This is a genomic window from Marinobacter caseinilyticus (assembly GCF_011074955.1).
Lineage (GTDB): Bacteria > Pseudomonadota > Gammaproteobacteria > Pseudomonadales > Oleiphilaceae > Marinobacter > Marinobacter caseinilyticus.
The window spans coordinates 288,103-302,813 of record NZ_WUQJ01000004.1; the positions used below are offsets into that span (position 1 = coordinate 288,103).

The window sequence follows — 14,711 nt, forward strand, 5'->3', positions numbered from 1 at the left end:
GCATTCTATAGCCATCCCGCTCTATCTTGCCGTTTTTAATGAGGTTTCAAATGCGATCAGCGTATCCTGGGCTGGGCCTTGCCTTATGCCTCCTTGGTTTTCTCACACCGCCTGTCAGTCGGGCTGCCGATGTCGAAATACACGGTTCCAACACCATTGGTGCCGCCCTCGCGCCCCTGCTGATGACCCGTTTTCTTGAAACCCGCACCGGCCAGCCGGTGTCTGCGTCCCCCACCCAGCGTGACAACGAAACCCTCCTGGTTACCAACGATCAGGGCGGCGAGATATCCGTGCTTGTAGCCGCCCACGGTTCGAGCACCGGTTTTAAAGCCCTGCAGTCCGGAACGGCCAATGTGTGGGCGTCCTCCCGGCCGGTTAAGACGGCTGAAGTCGACGCCATGGCAGCCCGGGCCGACCTTACCGATGCCCGCAGCGAACATGTGATTGCCATTGACGGCCTTGCGATTCTGGTACACCCATCCAACCCGATCCGAAGCCTGGACATTCTCACCCTCGGTCGCGTATTTTCCGGCGCCATCCGGAACTGGGCCGAATTAGGCGGCCCCGACCGCGCCATTACCCTGTACGCCCGGGATGACCGCTCCGGCACCTGGGACACGTTTAAGAGCCTCGTGCTGGCCAAGAGTTTCACACTGGCGCCGAAGGCTTTGCGTTACGAATCCAACGACCAACTGTCCGATGATGTCAGCCGGGACCCCGGTGGGATCGGATTCGCCGGCCTGGCATCGGTCAGAAACAGCAAACTCTTGGCGGTGTCCGATGGCAGTGCCCCGGCACTATTGCCAAGCAGACTGACCGTGGCCAGCGAAGATTACCCCTTGGCCCGGCGGCTATTCATGTACACCGCGGGGGTCAGTGATAATCCGCTCGCCGGTGACTTTATCGAATTCGCCCAAAGTCAGGCCGGTCAGGCGCTGGTGGCTGAATCCGGTTTTATCTCCCAGAACCCGATTGCTTTTAAGCCGGACTATGACGCTGCCGTACCGGACTCCTTCAAGACACTGACCCAGGGCTACCGCAGGCTGTCGGTCAACTTCAGGTTTTCAGAGGGACGCACCCGGCTGGATAACAAAGCAGAACGTGACCTGAGCCGGGTACAGGACTATCTGGACCAGCAAGGCAAATCCGGCCGTGACCTGATGCTGATCGGTTTTGCCGACCAGCAGAGCAACGAGTTGCGCGCCCAAATGATTTCGGAACTGAGAGCATTGTCCGTCAGCCGCGCCCTGCGCAAGCTTGGCACTGGCGTCAAGGCGCATACCGGCTACGGCCATTACATGACGGTGGGGTCAACGGGTGGCGACAGCGGGGCACAGCGCAATGGTCGAGTTGAAGTCTGGGTGAAAGGCCTGTAACGCCTGACCTGGGCGCCTGAGCGCCGAGGGCCGTTACGCAGCCATCGGCGCCGCGCATCGCCACCCTCCAGACATCACGCCCCGGCGCCAGGCCAACCGGCGAATAACCGACTCTGTCCTTCGTTCACCGGCCATGCGGTCCGTGAACTGTTCCTCAAAATCTCTCCTCCTCCCCCAAATGGGCGATTATATTCTGGTCCGCTTTGCCAAATACTCGTTCTCGCATTGGCGACCAGAGGCGGTCAAACCGACCCCTCGTCACAAAAACAACAGGAGTCAACCATGCGTAAACTCATCACTCTCGCAGTGGTGCTGGGCAGTATTGTGCTTGCAGCACCGACACTCAGTTACGCCGGGTATACCCAAACCCGGCACCCCATCGTGCTGGTCCATGGTGTCACCGGCTTTAACACCATTGGCGGCCTGATCAACTACTTCCACACCGTGCCATGGAACTTAGAGCGCAGTGGCGCACGGGTTTACTCTGCCAGCGTTTCCTTCGTCAACAGCAGTGAGCAACGCGGTCAGCAACTGGCCAACTACATCAACGGCCTGGGTCAGTCGAAAGTCAACATCATGGCGCACAGCCAAGGTGCGCCCACATCCCGGGTAACGGCCTCCCTGATTCCCCACAAGATTGCCTCCATCACGTCCATTGATGGCGTCAACAAAGGCTCTAAAGTGGCGGATGTTGTCCGCGGTATCGTGCCTCCCGGCAGCTACGTCGAAGGCGGCGTTGACTCAATTGCCAACGCCCTGGGCGATCTCGTCAATGCGCTGTCGGGCAGCGACAACCCGCAAGATGGCATCGCGGCGCTGGAAACCCTGACCACGCGCGGCACCACCGAGCTCAACGACGCCCTGGGGTGGAAAGGGGTTAACCGCTGGTCGTGTTCTGGCACCAACGAAGATGTCTGGATCAACGGCAACAAGATCAAGTTTTTCTCCTGGACCGGCGATGCGGTCTGGACCAACTGGACCGATATTACCGACCCGTTCCTCGGTATCACATCGCTGGCGTTCGGCAACGAACCCAACGACGGCCTGGTGGGCACGTGTGCCACCAAAATGGGTAACGTCATTGGCGTCCACTATGAAATGAACCATGTGGATGCGATCAACCACCTGTTCGGGGCACGATCCTGGCGGACCAGCCCGATATCCCTGTACCGGAGCCAGGCCAACCGCCTGAAAAATCGCGGGCTGTAAGACCTGCGGCTACCCGCTGTAAGGCATTAACCCGCCAGGGGTCGGCCCCGCTGCCGGCCCTTGGCGGTTGATTTATCGACCGACAGGACCCTACGTCATGGCCACCGCCCGGAACCTGAAGAAAGCCGCGATCCCCGCTGTGGCAATCAGTGCACTCGTCATTGGTGGCGTGTGGCTGCTGCCGCTGGGAAGCCCGCCCACCATCAGCGATTCGGCCTTTCAGACGAACCCGCTGGCGTCGGCAAACAACACGGCCGCACCCGCCAGCAAGGTCGCGTCCCAGGTGCCATCGGTCACTGATCGCAACCCCCGGGCGGGCGCCCATCAAACCCCCGCCAGCCTTGGCGAACACCCCTTCGCGAATTCGCTGGCCGGTACCGACATAGACGGGCACCTAAAGGCCGATGCCAACGGCCATTTGATTGTCGACCTGGCCACCCGTGATTTTTTTGACTATTTCCTTAACACCATCGGCGAAGTTTCCGCCGAGCGCACCCTCAGTGAAATTGAAACATTGGCGCGGTCAAGCCTGCCGAAGGCCGCGGCCGAACAGGCTCTGGCGTTGCTGGATCAATATCTGGACTACAAGCGCCAGGCCCTGGCGCTGGGCAATATCGCCCTGGACCCGAGCCGCCAAAACGACCCCGGTTATCAACTCGCTATGCTCCAGCAGGCCCTGGGCGACCTCAAGCAATTGCGCAGCGCTTCCTTCAACCCGACGACCCACGCAGCGTTCTTCGGACTTGAGGAGGCCTATGGTGACTACACACTCGCCACCATCCGTATTCAGCAGCGCGACGATTTGTCCGCCAACGCCAAGTCGACGCTCCAGGCCTGGCATCGGCAGCAGCTGCCCGAGGTCATTCGTCAAACCGAAACTCGCCTGATGGACGAAGCCGACACGCAGGTGCAGCGCCAGGAGGCGTTAGCGGAAGCGTCCTCACCGGAAGAGGCCGGGCAACGGCTGCGCGAACTGGGCCTGGAGCCGAGCCAGGCAGACGAAGTCGTAACCTATCTGACCGAGCGGGAACAGTTTCAGGAAGACTACGAGCACTACCGGAACGAGCTGAATCGTTTGCAGAGCGCGGGTTTGGCCGCGGACGACATCGAAACCCGCAAAACCGAATTGCTGACCACTCATTTTAACGATGAAAAAACCCGCACCTGGGCCCGCCTGAAAGCCATCGGTTCGGATTCGCCATAATGTGCAGTAATACCACCCTCGTTGCCGGCGCTGAGCTAGACTGGGGCGACTGACTCGACCCATCCGGCCGCCATTGCCATGATCATTACGCAACTCCAACAGCAAAGGGCCGCGGGTTTTCGACGGCTCCGCTTCGATGCCGGCCTCGAGCAACATTACCGAGCCGAGCGGGATCACGGATTACGTGAACGCTCGCGGCCCGTCTCCGCCAGCGCGTTGGCGCTGTTTCTGCTCTATACCCTGCTGGATGTCATCATGCTACCGCCGGAACTTGCCCGCCAGACCATGGCCGTGCGAGTGTTCTTTACTTGCCCGGTGATTGCTCTGGTATGGTGGCTGTCCTACCACAGGGTCCCCCTGACGACCTTTGTCCGGTGTTACGTGCTGGCATACATAGCCGGCGGTGTGAGTGTGGTTGCGATCATTGCCCTGGCTCGCCTGCAACCCTACCCGATGCCCTACGATGGCATTCTTCTGATGGTGATGTTCGGCTATGTGGTGATGGGCATGCCGTTTCGTACCGCCTCGCTCGCATCCGCCCTCATTATACTGATGTACCTGATTATGGAGCTCGGTGTGGGGACCGAACCGGCGCAGCTGACGATCAACGGATTTTTTATTGTCACCGCCAATATTACCGGCATGGTGGGTTCCTGGCTCAGTGAGTATCGCCAGCGTTCCCACTTCCTGGACCGCCAGTTGCTCGATGCCTCACGGCGCGAGGCCGAACAGGACAGCGCCCGTCAAACCCACCTGATTACGGTCGCCAGTCACGACCTGAGGCAACCACTCAATGTGATCAGCCTGATGCTAGAGAATCTCAGCGGTGAGGGATTACCTGTTCCCCAATCGCGCCTGGTGGCCAAGCTCAAAACCTCGGTGGTGCATTTCAACGGGTTATTGGCTTCGGTGCTGGACATTTCACGAATCCGGGAAGGGATGGTGACGCCGGAGCTCAAACCCCTCGACGCCGGGTTGGCACTGCAGCAATTGATCGACACCTGCCTTGACGACGCGACGGATCGCCAGATCACACTGACCCTGTCGCCAGTCGCCCCACACATCGGTGTGGTCGCCGACCCGCAACTGCTCCACCGTGTACTGCAGAACCTGGTGTTCAATGGCCTCCAGCACAGCGGCGCGAAGGGTGTTGTTATTCGCGCCCGTCCGCTCGGCAAACAGGTACGTTTTGAGGTTCTGGACGATGGTCAGGGCCTTGATGAAGCAACACTGACACAGGTTTTTGATGCCTTCTTCCGCGCCGACGTCAACAACCATTTGCAGCCGCCCGGCCTTGGCCTAGGGCTCGCCATTGTCAAAGAACTGACCGAACTGATGGACGGCACCTGCGGTGTTAATTCGGAGCCTGGGCAGGGCAGTTGTTTTTGGGTCAGTTTCCCGGCTTCCGGACAGCTCGCAGCGGACATCGGCGCCCCTGCCGTATTGTCCGGGGCCCGCAGTGACCGCTGTCAGCTGGTGGTGGTCGAAGACCATGATGACGCCCGACACTGGCTCTGTGAAACACTCCGCAGCTGGGGCTACACCGCCTCCGCGTTCGCGACGGCCGAGCAGGCCTTGACCGAAGATCGACCGTCCAAGGCGAACATCCTGATCAGTGACCTTCACCTGCCGGGCATGTCGGGTCAGGCTCTGTTTCAGCGACTGTTCAGCGATCAGGTCCTCCGGGGCGGAATCCTGATGACCGCCGATACCAGTCTGCCACAGGGCTTTGATTACAAGCAGCGCCTCTGGGTGTTGCACAAGCCGCTGTCGCCCATGCGGCTAAGGGCCGCGATCCTGCAATTGACCCGCTCGACAGATTGCCTCGAGGAAACCGACCTCAGTTGATGAAGACAACGGTCAGACAGGGCGCTAGAGCAAACCGAGCGATTGAGCCCTGGCAACGCACTCGGTGCGATTGTGAACCCCGAGTTGGGTGAAGATGGCCTTGAGGTGTGTTTTGACCGTGTGTTCGGTCAGGTCCAGGGACTGGCAAATGCGCTTGTTCGGGAACCCGTCTGCCAACAAGCGTAATACGTCCAGTTGGCGGGGTGTTAATGGGTCGGGGCCTTCGGGCGTTAAGGTCAGTGACGGGTAAAATAACGAGCCGGCGCTGACGCATTGAATCATTCGGATCAGGGTTCGACGGCCCGATGATTTTGGCATAAACCCCACCGCACCTGCCGCCTTCGCGGCCCGAACCGCCGTTTCGTCTTCGCGACTTGAAATGACCACCACCGGTAGCGGCACGCCAACCTTTTCCAGTGCACGCAGCAACGACAAACCAGCTTCACCCGGCAATGTCAGATCCAGCAGCACCAGTGTGGTATCGCCATAATCTCGCACATATTCCAGAGCTTCAGGTACCGACGCGGCATTGCCCACCGACAGCGCCAGATTTTCCTGCATCAGGATGCCCCCCAGGCCATGGGCGAAGAACGGGTGGTCGTCCACAATCAGTACCCGGGCGAGCGGCAAATGACTGGTCGTCGGTGCACCGTGAGTATCTGCACCGTCCGCCGTTAGCGTTTCCATTGTCGACTCCGCGTCAAACCTGTTTTTATTGTTGCGGTCATTCTTACTATACGCAGGCACGGCGGCTTCGGCGGTTAGTCAATTAACGCATTTGTGACTTAGTCGACAATGATTGCTTCGCCAATGACGACACCCAGACACACAGCCAGGGAGCCATCGGGCGACTCTCACTGTGCCGATGTCGACAGGACTGTGCCACCTGGCGTAACTCGGTCGGGACCGGAGCAATGCTTCCCATCATGCTTCCCACCATGACACGACGATTGGACCGTATGCGCCTCAGCGGTTGGGTGTCCGTACCGATCACGTTCCCGTTATGGCGATTTTCCGGAGGTCCCAAGTGTTCAGGTCCGCCCCGGCCGTTGTAATTCGCTGCGCCAGCAACGCCGCTTTTTTTTTGCCACGAACGTTTCCCCGCACTGCCTGAATACACGCCGGGCGTTCGGTGACGTTTCGCGTACTTGACCGAGGCAGTATTGCCCGTCAACGCTTCAGCTTGAACATTTGACGACTTCATCAGGCGCGACGATCACTGCAGACAAGCCCATCCGTTTTGTATCATGGTCAACTGTTTAGTAGTCTTTCAGTCTCACAACCCACTGCCGCCACGCCACCGGAGCCACCATGACGTCATCGAATCACAGCAGTCCCCCCATCAAAGGCTCCGACCTTTTCGTGAAAGTGCTTGAGAACGAAGGCGTTAAGTATGTTTTTGCCGTACCCGGTGAGGAAAACCTGGACCTGCTTGAGTCCCTGCGCACCTCCAACATCGAACTGATTCTCAACCGGCACGAGCAGGCGGCCGGTTTTATGGCGGCCACCTATGGCCGACTGACGGGCAAGGTCGGGGTCTGTATGTCCACACTCGGCCCCGGCGCAACCAACCTGGTCACGGCGGCGGCTTACGCCACCCTCGGGGCCATGCCGATGCTGATGATTTCCGGGCAGAAACCGATCAAGTCGTCCAAGCAGGGCTTGTTTCAGATTATCGATACCGTCGATCTGATGCGGCCGCTGACGAAATACACACGCCAGATCAGTAACGCCGCCACCATACCCGCCAAACTCCGGGAGGCCGTTCGACTCGCCACCGAAGAGCGCCCGGGCGCGGTCCATCTGGAGTTGCCGGAAGACATTGCCGCCGAACAGGCCGCCGGGGACGCCCACATCTTTCACCCCAGCGATGCCCGGCGCCCGACCGCCAGTGTGAAAAGCCTGCAGCAAGCCTGTGACATGATCCTCTCTGCCAAGCACCCGTTGCTCATGATTGGCGCCGGCGCCAACCGGAAGCGGGTATCGCAGGCACTGGTTCATCTGGTCAATGCCTCAGGCATCCCATTTTTCACCACCCAGATGGGCAAGGGTGTCGTGGATGAACGTCATCCACGCTATCTTGGCAACGCGGCGCTGTCCGCCGGCGACTTCGTTCATTGTGCGATTGACCATGCCGATCTGGTGATCAACGTCGGCCACGACGTGGTGGAAAAACCGCCCTTTTTTATGACGCCGGGTGGCAAACAGGTCATTCACATCAACTTCAGCCCGGCCGACGTGGATCCGGTGTACTTCCCTCAGCACGAGGTGGTTGGCGACATCGCCAACAGCGTGGACTGGCTCGCGGAACACTGCGGCCAGAGTGATCACCATGATTTCAGCAATCTGATGGCGGTAAAGCTGGCAGCCGACAACCATCTGGCGGAGCGCATCCACGACGACCGCTTCCCGATCATCCCCCAGCGTATCGTGCACGATGTCCGCGAAATCATGCCAGATGATGGCATCATTGCGCTGGATAACGGCATGTACAAGATCTGGTTTGCCCGCAACTATCCCGCTTACGACAACAACACAGTCCTGCTCGACAATGCCCTCGCATCCATGGGCGCAGGGCTCCCCAGCGCTATGGCGGCGGCCATGCTGTATCCGCACCTCAAGGTGATGGCCATCTGTGGCGATGGCGGCTTCATGATGAACAGCCAGGAACTGGAGACCGCCGTCCGGTTGAAACTCAATCTTGTCGTAATGATCATCAACGACAACGCCTACGGTATGATCAAGTGGAAGCAGGCCCAGGACGATTTTCCTGAATTTGGTCTGGATTATCAAAACCCGGATTTCGTCCGATACGCCGAAGCGTATGGCGCCACCGGCCATCGCGTTCAATCCGCCGCCGAACTCCGGCCCACGCTGGAAAAGGCCCTCGCCGCCGGCGGCATTCAACTGGTTGAGGTGCCGGTGGATTACTCTGAAAACAGGCGCGTATTCAACGAAGAGCTGAGTCAGTTAACGTGCAATCTGTAACCGCAGCCCGTTGCGGCACTTTCATACTGATGTCGCACCCTGCCCGGCCTGTTACTGACCAACCGACGCACCGAGCGGCTTCATGATACGCGGTATTGTTTTGTGCCTGATGTCGATGGTGACCACGACGCAGACCTGGGCGAGCGAGCCGTCCGTGCTGCGAATCGTTACCTCGGAATACCCGCCGTTCGAGTACTCCGAGAAGGGACGTATCACCGGGAAAGACACCGACACCGTTCGTGATGTCGTCATCGCCATGGGGTTCGAGCCCGATATCCAGTTGTTGCCGTGGATTCGGGCCGAGAATCAAGCGCAACGAGGTGAAGCCGATCTGATCTATTCGCTGACCTATTCCGATCAGCGCAACCTGCACTACTACTTCACCGACCCCATCAGTGAGGTTCGGGATGTGTTCTTTGTCCACAAGGATGCCGGTATTCAATGGCAACACCTGGACGACCTGGTCGATCTGAAAATCGGCGTATCGGCCTCTTACAGTTATGCGCCGGTCTTTATGGAGTGGCTGGAGCTCAGCGGCGTGAGAGTGACCCGGGTCAGTCACGAACAGCCGGAACTGACCAGTTTGAAAATGCTGGCCTACCGCCGAATTGACGCCTTTATCTGCGAGCGCTCGGTTTGTGACCATCTGATCTCCCAGCACTCGGGCTTGTTGCCGGAGCTGACCAACCTGCAGGCGTTGCCGAAGTCGGTTGGTGAAGCCCGCCCCTTTCGTGCCGCCTTCTCACGCCTGGCACCCAACGCCGAAGCGCTGCGTGATGCGTTCAATCAGACACTCATGGAGCTTCGCAGCGGATCATAGCCTCAGCACGCCATCAGGTCTTCGGCAATCCCCTACCCGAAAATTGCCAAACTCTGCGCTCGGTTTCCTATACTGACAGTGCCACTTCGCAATCATGGACCTGCCCCATGGATATCCAGAACGACCACCGTTTCGCTATCAACCTGAATGTACGCGGCATTCAGCCCTCGGCCACCCTGCGCATTAATGAGCTCAGCAACCAGCTCCGATCCGAGGGCCGTGACATCATCAAGCTGGGTTTGGGCCAGTCCCCATTCCCGGTCCCCGACCGCGTCGTGGCGGCACTGCGTGATCACGCCCATGAAAAAGACTACCTGCCTGTCAAGGGGCTGAGGTCTTTGCGTGAGTCCATCGCCGGCTACATCAATCGCAGTGAGCGCATGCGTTGCACCTGGGAAGATGTGCTGATTGGCCCGGGCTCGAAAGAACTGCTCTTCATCCTGCAGCTGGCGTACTACGGAGACCTCCTGATACCGCGCCCGAGCTGGGTTTCCTATGCTCCCCAGGCTCGCATCATCGGGCGCTCGGTGCACTGGCTGCCCACCCACGCGGAGAATAATTGGCAACTGACCGCTGAGGAACTGGACATCATCTGCCGGGACGACCCGTCTCGACCGCGGATACTGATCCTCAACTACCCATCCAATCCCACTGGCTGCACTTACACGGACGACCAATTGCTGGCAATCGCCAATGTGGCTCGCAAATACCGTTTGATCCTGTTGTCCGATGAAATTTATGGCGAAGTCCATTTTGAAGGGCGGCACAAATCCATTGCGCGCTACTATCCCGAAGGCACCATTATCAGTACTGGTCTGTCGAAATGGGCCGGCGCGGGCGGCTGGCGACTGGGTACGTTTATTTTCCCGGCCGAGTTGCGGCCCCTGCAGGATGCCATGGCGATTATCGCCAGTGAAACCTACACGGCCACCAGCGCACCGATCCAACACGCGGCCATCGCCGCGTTCGACGGTGGCGCAGACCTGGATGACTATCTGGTGCAATCACGACGCGTGCTGAAAGTGGTGGGGGAATATTTGCACCGTCGCCTGATCGACATGAAGGTACCCACGCAGAAACCGGAAGGGGCGTTTTACCTGTTCCCTGATTTCTCCGCCTACCGGGACGGGTTGGCGAAGCGAGACATCAAAACCAGCCCAGCGCTCTGCCAGGTCCTGCTGGAAGACACGGGCATTGCCATTCTTCCCGCCAGTGATTTTGGCTTTGTTCCCGACCAACTCAGTGCCCGCCTGGCCTTTGTCGACTTTGATGGCACCGCTGCATTGGCACTGGCCGGTGGTGACTATGCAGAAAAACCACTGGATGACGGTTTTATCAATGCGGCCTGCCCACGCCTGAAACTGGCCATGGACAAGCTCGAAGCCTGGCTGGGCGAACTGTAAGACGGCCGATGGGGGCGACACCCTGAGGTGTCGCCCCGCCGGTAACCCTTCCACCCAAAGGACCATTTTGTGTCATTGAACGAAATCAGCCTGTTCGCGGAACAGATCGCCCGGGAAGCAGGCAAACTGGTGGCCCATGAACGCCGAACCAATACCCTGCGCACGGACTACAAGCAGCAGACCGAACTGGTGACCCACGCCGACGTCATGGCCGACACCCTGATCTCCGACGCGATCAAAGCCCGCTTCCCCGGCCACCGCATTTTGTCCGAAGAGTCAACGCCGGATAAATCGCTGGCCGAGGACATTCAGTCACCGTTGTGGATTGTGGACCCCATCGACGGCACCGTGAACTACGCCTACGGTCATCCGCAAGTTGCGGTATCCATTGCCTACGCGGAGAAAGGCCGGGTTCAGGTTGCTGTCGTCCACGCGCCGTTCAGCGAGGAGACCTTCACCGCCATCGCGGGTAGGGGAGCCTTGCTAAATGGCCGGGCGATAAAGCATAGCGATGCTGACAGGCCGCGGGATGCCCTGTTCGCGACAGGGTTCCCCTACACCAAAGATCAACTCGCCCCCCTGATGCGGCGGTTGGACGTCATGATTCACCATTGTCGTGATTTGCGTCGGATAGGCTCGGCCGCGCTGGATATCTGCTGGGTTGCTTGCGGTCGACTGGACGCCTATTACGAGTCCGTCAGCCCGTGGGATTTTGCCGCTGCCCGCCTCATTGCTCTGGAAGCCGGAGCCCAATGTGGGCATTTCAGTGCGGTGCCGGACGGTTATCCTGACGATCTCTGGGGGCAGGATATTCTGATCAGTGCGCCGAAACTGTTTCACGAGTTGCAGGCGTTACTCAGCAGGGCCTGATTGTAAGGTCGATTCCAGGCCCATCACGGCCCTCTGATCGGCATAGATCGGGCTCAGCAACTGGTCCAGTTTGCCGCTGTCGCGTAGGGTCTGGAGTTCGTCATTGAAGGTCTTCATCAACTGCTCGCCGCGACCGGTCGCACGACTGAACAACAGATGCAATGGTTCGGAATGCAGTGGCCGGGGGTGGTGGGTCAGCTTGTGCCAGTATTCCTTCGGAAACAGCACGCGAATCATGCCATAGCCGACGGCCAGATCCTGCGGGTATAAGTCGATCCGGCCTCTCAGCAATAACTTGAGGTTGCGCTCGTCTTCCGCGATACGAACCACTCGTAACTGTCCCGAATGCTCAGCTTGCTCAAACGCACCGCCATAGAAATAACCAAGCGTGGCACCAATGTTGTAGCCACTAAGGTCGTCAATGGCGGACCAGTCAAACCGGGTGTCGGTCCGGTGAAAAACCACCTGCTCTCCGGCCACAATCGCATCGCTGCAAAGGTAGGCCTTGGCCCGCGCTTCGGAACAGTAGTAAGGCATCATGGCATCAAAATCGCCATTCGCCACGATCATGGCATTGCGAGTCCAGGGAAAGACCTGGTATTGCACATCGTAACCGGCGCGATCGAATGCAACCTTGATCACCCGCCCGAGCGGACCGTAATCGGCGCTGCCGGAATCCACATAGGGTTGCCAGTCACCGGTCGCTATGGTCACAACCGGGCGACGATCCTTATCATCTGCGAGGACCGGAGCCGCCAGCCCCAGAATGACGGCAAACAAAGCCACTACACTTGCAGGGTCACGGAGCCAAAGAGACATTCTTGTCCATCGCTGTCGGGTAATGAGTGAAAACGTTAAGTGGAGTCTAGCTGGATTCCACGGCTTCGTCTTGCCAAACACTACCGACCGTCATCGTCCAGGCGTCGTCAAACCCGGTGCTGGGCAGTCGCTCGAATGAAGACCTTACGAAACGCTGAATGCGCCCCTCGACAAACACCATCACCCAGTCAGCACTGCGACCGGCGGAGTTCCTGGCGCGCAGGCCCTCACGCATTTCACCTTCCTTGAGGATCTGTCGCACCTGGGTTTCAAGGCGGTCAAAAAACTGCGAAGCACGGCGCCGCAAGCCATCGTCCTCACCCACCAACGCCGCACCGGTCAGCACCCGACATAACCCGGGATTGCGCTCACCAAACACCAACACCAAATGCACCAGTTGCCGGAGCCGGGTGCGGGCGTCGTTCTGTTCATGCAGAATGATCTGGCACCGGGAAAACACGGCGTCTTCGGCAAACTCAATCAGGCTCTCAAACATTTTCCGTTTACTGGGAAAGTGCCGATACAACGCCGCTTCGGTGACACCGACGCGCTTGGCCAGCCCCGCAGTGGTAATGCGAGCGCCGGGCTCACTTTCAAGCAAGCCGGCCAAGGCCTGAAGGATAAGATCACGGCGACTGGGTGCGGGCTGGGTCATGGTTACATCGGTCCAGGGTCAAATCAGAAAAACGTGCCGTCCAGAGGAGAGGATGCACTGGCATATAATTTTTTCGGCATCCGTCCCGACAAATACGCTTCGCGGCCGGACTCGATCGCCAGCCGCATGGCGCGCGCCATCCGCACCGGGTCTTTGGCCTGGGCAATGGCCGTGTTCATCAACACCCCGTCACAGCCCAACTCCATGGCAATCGTGGCATCAGAGGCAGTGCCCACACCGGCATCGACCAACACCGGGACCTTGGCATTTTCGACAATCAGCCGGATATTGTAACGATTCTGGATACCGAGCCCGGACCCGATCGGCGCACCCAGCGGCATCACCGCCACGCAGCCCATGTCTTCGAGGCGTTTTGCCAACAACGGGTCGTCGGAGCAATAGACCATCACTTTGAACCCGTCACGAACCAGCTCTTCGGTCGCAATCAGGGTTTCGGTCATGTTGGGGTAAAGCGTTTTCTCTTCACCCAACACTTCCAGTTTCACCAGGTCATGACCGTCCAGCAACTCCCGCGCCAGTCGGCAGGTCCGTACCGCGTCTTTGGCGCTGTAACAGCCCGCGGTGTTGGGCAACAGCGTGTATTGGTCCGGCGAAATCACGTCCAGTAAATTTGGCTCGTCAGGGTTCTGCCCCAGGTTGGTTCGGCGTACCGCCATGGTCACGATATTCGCCCCACTGGCTTCAATGGCCTCGGCGGTCTCGGTCATATCGCGGTACTTACCGGTACCTACCAGCAGGCGCGATGAATAAACGTGACCCGCTATCTCAAGAGGTTTGTCTTCGGGTAATCGGTCATCTGTTGATTCGCGCATTCAACACCTTTGTCCTTCGAAATATCTGTTTTGGAACGACGGACGTGTGCCCGTCAGTCACGAGGGTGTGGTCGGCTGCAGAGTTTAGCCGCCTCCGATAGCGTGGACCACTTCGACTCGATCGCCTGGGTGGAGTTTACGGCTGCCATGTTGACTGCGGGGCACGATGTCTTCATTGACTTCAACCGCCAACCGCTTGCCTGTTATTGCCAACTGATCCAGCAGCACCGCAACGGTGGCATCGACCGGCACCTCGGCAACGGCCCCATTCACCTGAATTTTTATCATCGTATTGACTCCTGTCACGCTCTGGGCCGGAGGCCGGCGACGATCACCATGACCCAGCCCACCATGAAGCACAGACCGCCAGCTGGGGTAACCGGACCTAACCAAGGCTGGGTTGTAAGCACCAGCAGGTAAAGACTGCCGCTGAATAGGACCGTGCCCAAGGTGAAAAATGCCGCGGCCCACCCGAGTAACTGCCGGGACAGGTCCAGGCCCCCAAGAATCGCCACCAGCATTAACCCCAAGCCATGGTAAACCTGATAGGTCACACCGGTTTGAAAGACCGCCAGTCCTTGGGCATCGATCAGGTTTTTCAGGCCATGGGCGCCGAAAGCCCCGGCCATTACCGCAAAGAGTACCAGCACAGCGCCAACCACCAGCGGCCAGCGTAGAATTTCGCC

General features: G+C 59.0%; 14 protein-coding genes. 8 read left to right on the plus strand and 6 right to left on the minus strand.

The features are described 5' to 3' along the window. The first annotated feature begins 50 nt into the window (after positions 1-50). From GRX64_RS01485 to GRX64_RS01500, 4 genes are all read left to right on the plus strand, one after another. The gene (locus GRX64_RS01485) at positions 51-1,376 is read left to right on the plus strand and encodes a substrate-binding domain-containing protein (RefSeq protein WP_166263403.1); all 1,326 of its coding nucleotides are present in this window, start codon (positions 51-53) and stop codon (positions 1,374-1,376) included. A gap of 282 nt (positions 1,377-1,658) precedes the next feature. Continuing rightward, complete coding sequence (locus tag GRX64_RS01490; RefSeq protein WP_166263404.1) at positions 1,659-2,585, plus strand: esterase/lipase family protein; 927 nt, start codon at positions 1,659-1,661, stop codon at positions 2,583-2,585. Between the two features lie 97 nt (positions 2,586-2,682). Continuing rightward, positions 2,683-3,789: a lipase secretion chaperone gene (locus GRX64_RS01495; RefSeq protein WP_166263405.1), complete on the plus strand. Its 1,107-nt coding sequence runs from the start codon at positions 2,683-2,685 to the stop codon at positions 3,787-3,789. 78 nt (positions 3,790-3,867) lie between these two features. Next, a complete protein-coding gene (locus GRX64_RS01500; RefSeq protein WP_166263406.1) occupies positions 3,868-5,637 on the plus strand; it encodes a hybrid sensor histidine kinase/response regulator in 1,770 nt (589 codons plus the stop codon). A gap of 24 nt (positions 5,638-5,661) precedes the next feature. Here GRX64_RS01500 and GRX64_RS01505 read toward each other — a convergent pair whose 3' ends face one another. Beyond that, positions 5,662-6,324 carry a response regulator transcription factor gene (locus GRX64_RS01505; protein ID WP_166263407.1) on the minus strand — a complete coding sequence of 221 codons (663 nt, stop codon included), beginning with the start codon at positions 6,322-6,324 and terminating at the stop codon, positions 5,662-5,664. Positions 6,325-6,948: 624 nt separating this feature from the next. Between GRX64_RS01505 and GRX64_RS01510 the strand changes: the two genes are divergently transcribed. The 4 genes from GRX64_RS01510 to GRX64_RS01525 all read left to right on the plus strand — a co-directional run bounded on the left by GRX64_RS01510 (position 6,949) and on the right by GRX64_RS01525 (position 11,718). Further along, on the plus strand, positions 6,949-8,625 hold the full coding sequence (locus tag GRX64_RS01510; protein WP_166263408.1) for an acetolactate synthase large subunit: 1,677 nt from the start codon (positions 6,949-6,951) through the stop codon (positions 8,623-8,625). An 82-nt stretch (positions 8,626-8,707) separates the two neighbouring features. Continuing rightward, a complete protein-coding gene (locus GRX64_RS01515) occupies positions 8,708-9,445 on the plus strand; it encodes a substrate-binding periplasmic protein (RefSeq protein ID WP_166263409.1) in 738 nt (245 codons plus the stop codon). 107 nt (positions 9,446-9,552) lie between these two features. Continuing rightward, positions 9,553-10,848, plus strand: a complete 1,296-nt coding sequence (locus tag GRX64_RS01520) for a pyridoxal phosphate-dependent aminotransferase (RefSeq protein ID WP_166263410.1) — start codon at positions 9,553-9,555, stop codon at positions 10,846-10,848. A 69-nt stretch (positions 10,849-10,917) separates the two neighbouring features. After that, on the plus strand, positions 10,918-11,718 hold the full coding sequence (locus GRX64_RS01525) for an inositol monophosphatase family protein (protein WP_166263411.1): 801 nt from the start codon (positions 10,918-10,920) through the stop codon (positions 11,716-11,718). Here GRX64_RS01525 and GRX64_RS01530 read toward each other — a convergent pair. The 5 genes from GRX64_RS01530 to GRX64_RS01550 form a co-directional block, all read right to left on the minus strand. Further along, a complete protein-coding gene (locus GRX64_RS01530) occupies positions 11,701-12,537 on the minus strand; it encodes a substrate-binding periplasmic protein (RefSeq protein ID WP_166263412.1) in 837 nt (278 codons plus the stop codon). The genes GRX64_RS01525 and GRX64_RS01530 overlap by 18 nt on opposite strands. 46 nt (positions 12,538-12,583) lie before the next feature. Further along, a complete protein-coding gene (slmA, locus tag GRX64_RS01535) occupies positions 12,584-13,192 on the minus strand; it encodes a nucleoid occlusion factor SlmA (protein ID WP_166263413.1) in 609 nt (202 codons plus the stop codon). A gap of 23 nt (positions 13,193-13,215) precedes the next feature. After that, the gene (locus GRX64_RS01540) at positions 13,216-14,025 is read right to left on the minus strand and encodes a thiazole synthase (RefSeq protein ID WP_166263414.1); all 810 of its coding nucleotides are present in this window, start codon (positions 14,023-14,025) and stop codon (positions 13,216-13,218) included. Between the two features lie 84 nt (positions 14,026-14,109). After that, positions 14,110-14,310: a sulfur carrier protein ThiS gene (gene thiS / locus GRX64_RS01545; RefSeq protein WP_166263462.1), complete on the minus strand. Its 201-nt coding sequence runs from the start codon at positions 14,308-14,310 to the stop codon at positions 14,110-14,112. Positions 14,311-14,327: 17 nt separating this feature from the next. Further along, on the minus strand, positions 14,328-14,705 hold the full coding sequence (locus GRX64_RS01550; protein WP_427901635.1) for a DUF423 domain-containing protein: 378 nt from the start codon (positions 14,703-14,705) through the stop codon (positions 14,328-14,330). Between the last annotated feature and the right edge of the window lie 6 nt (positions 14,706-14,711).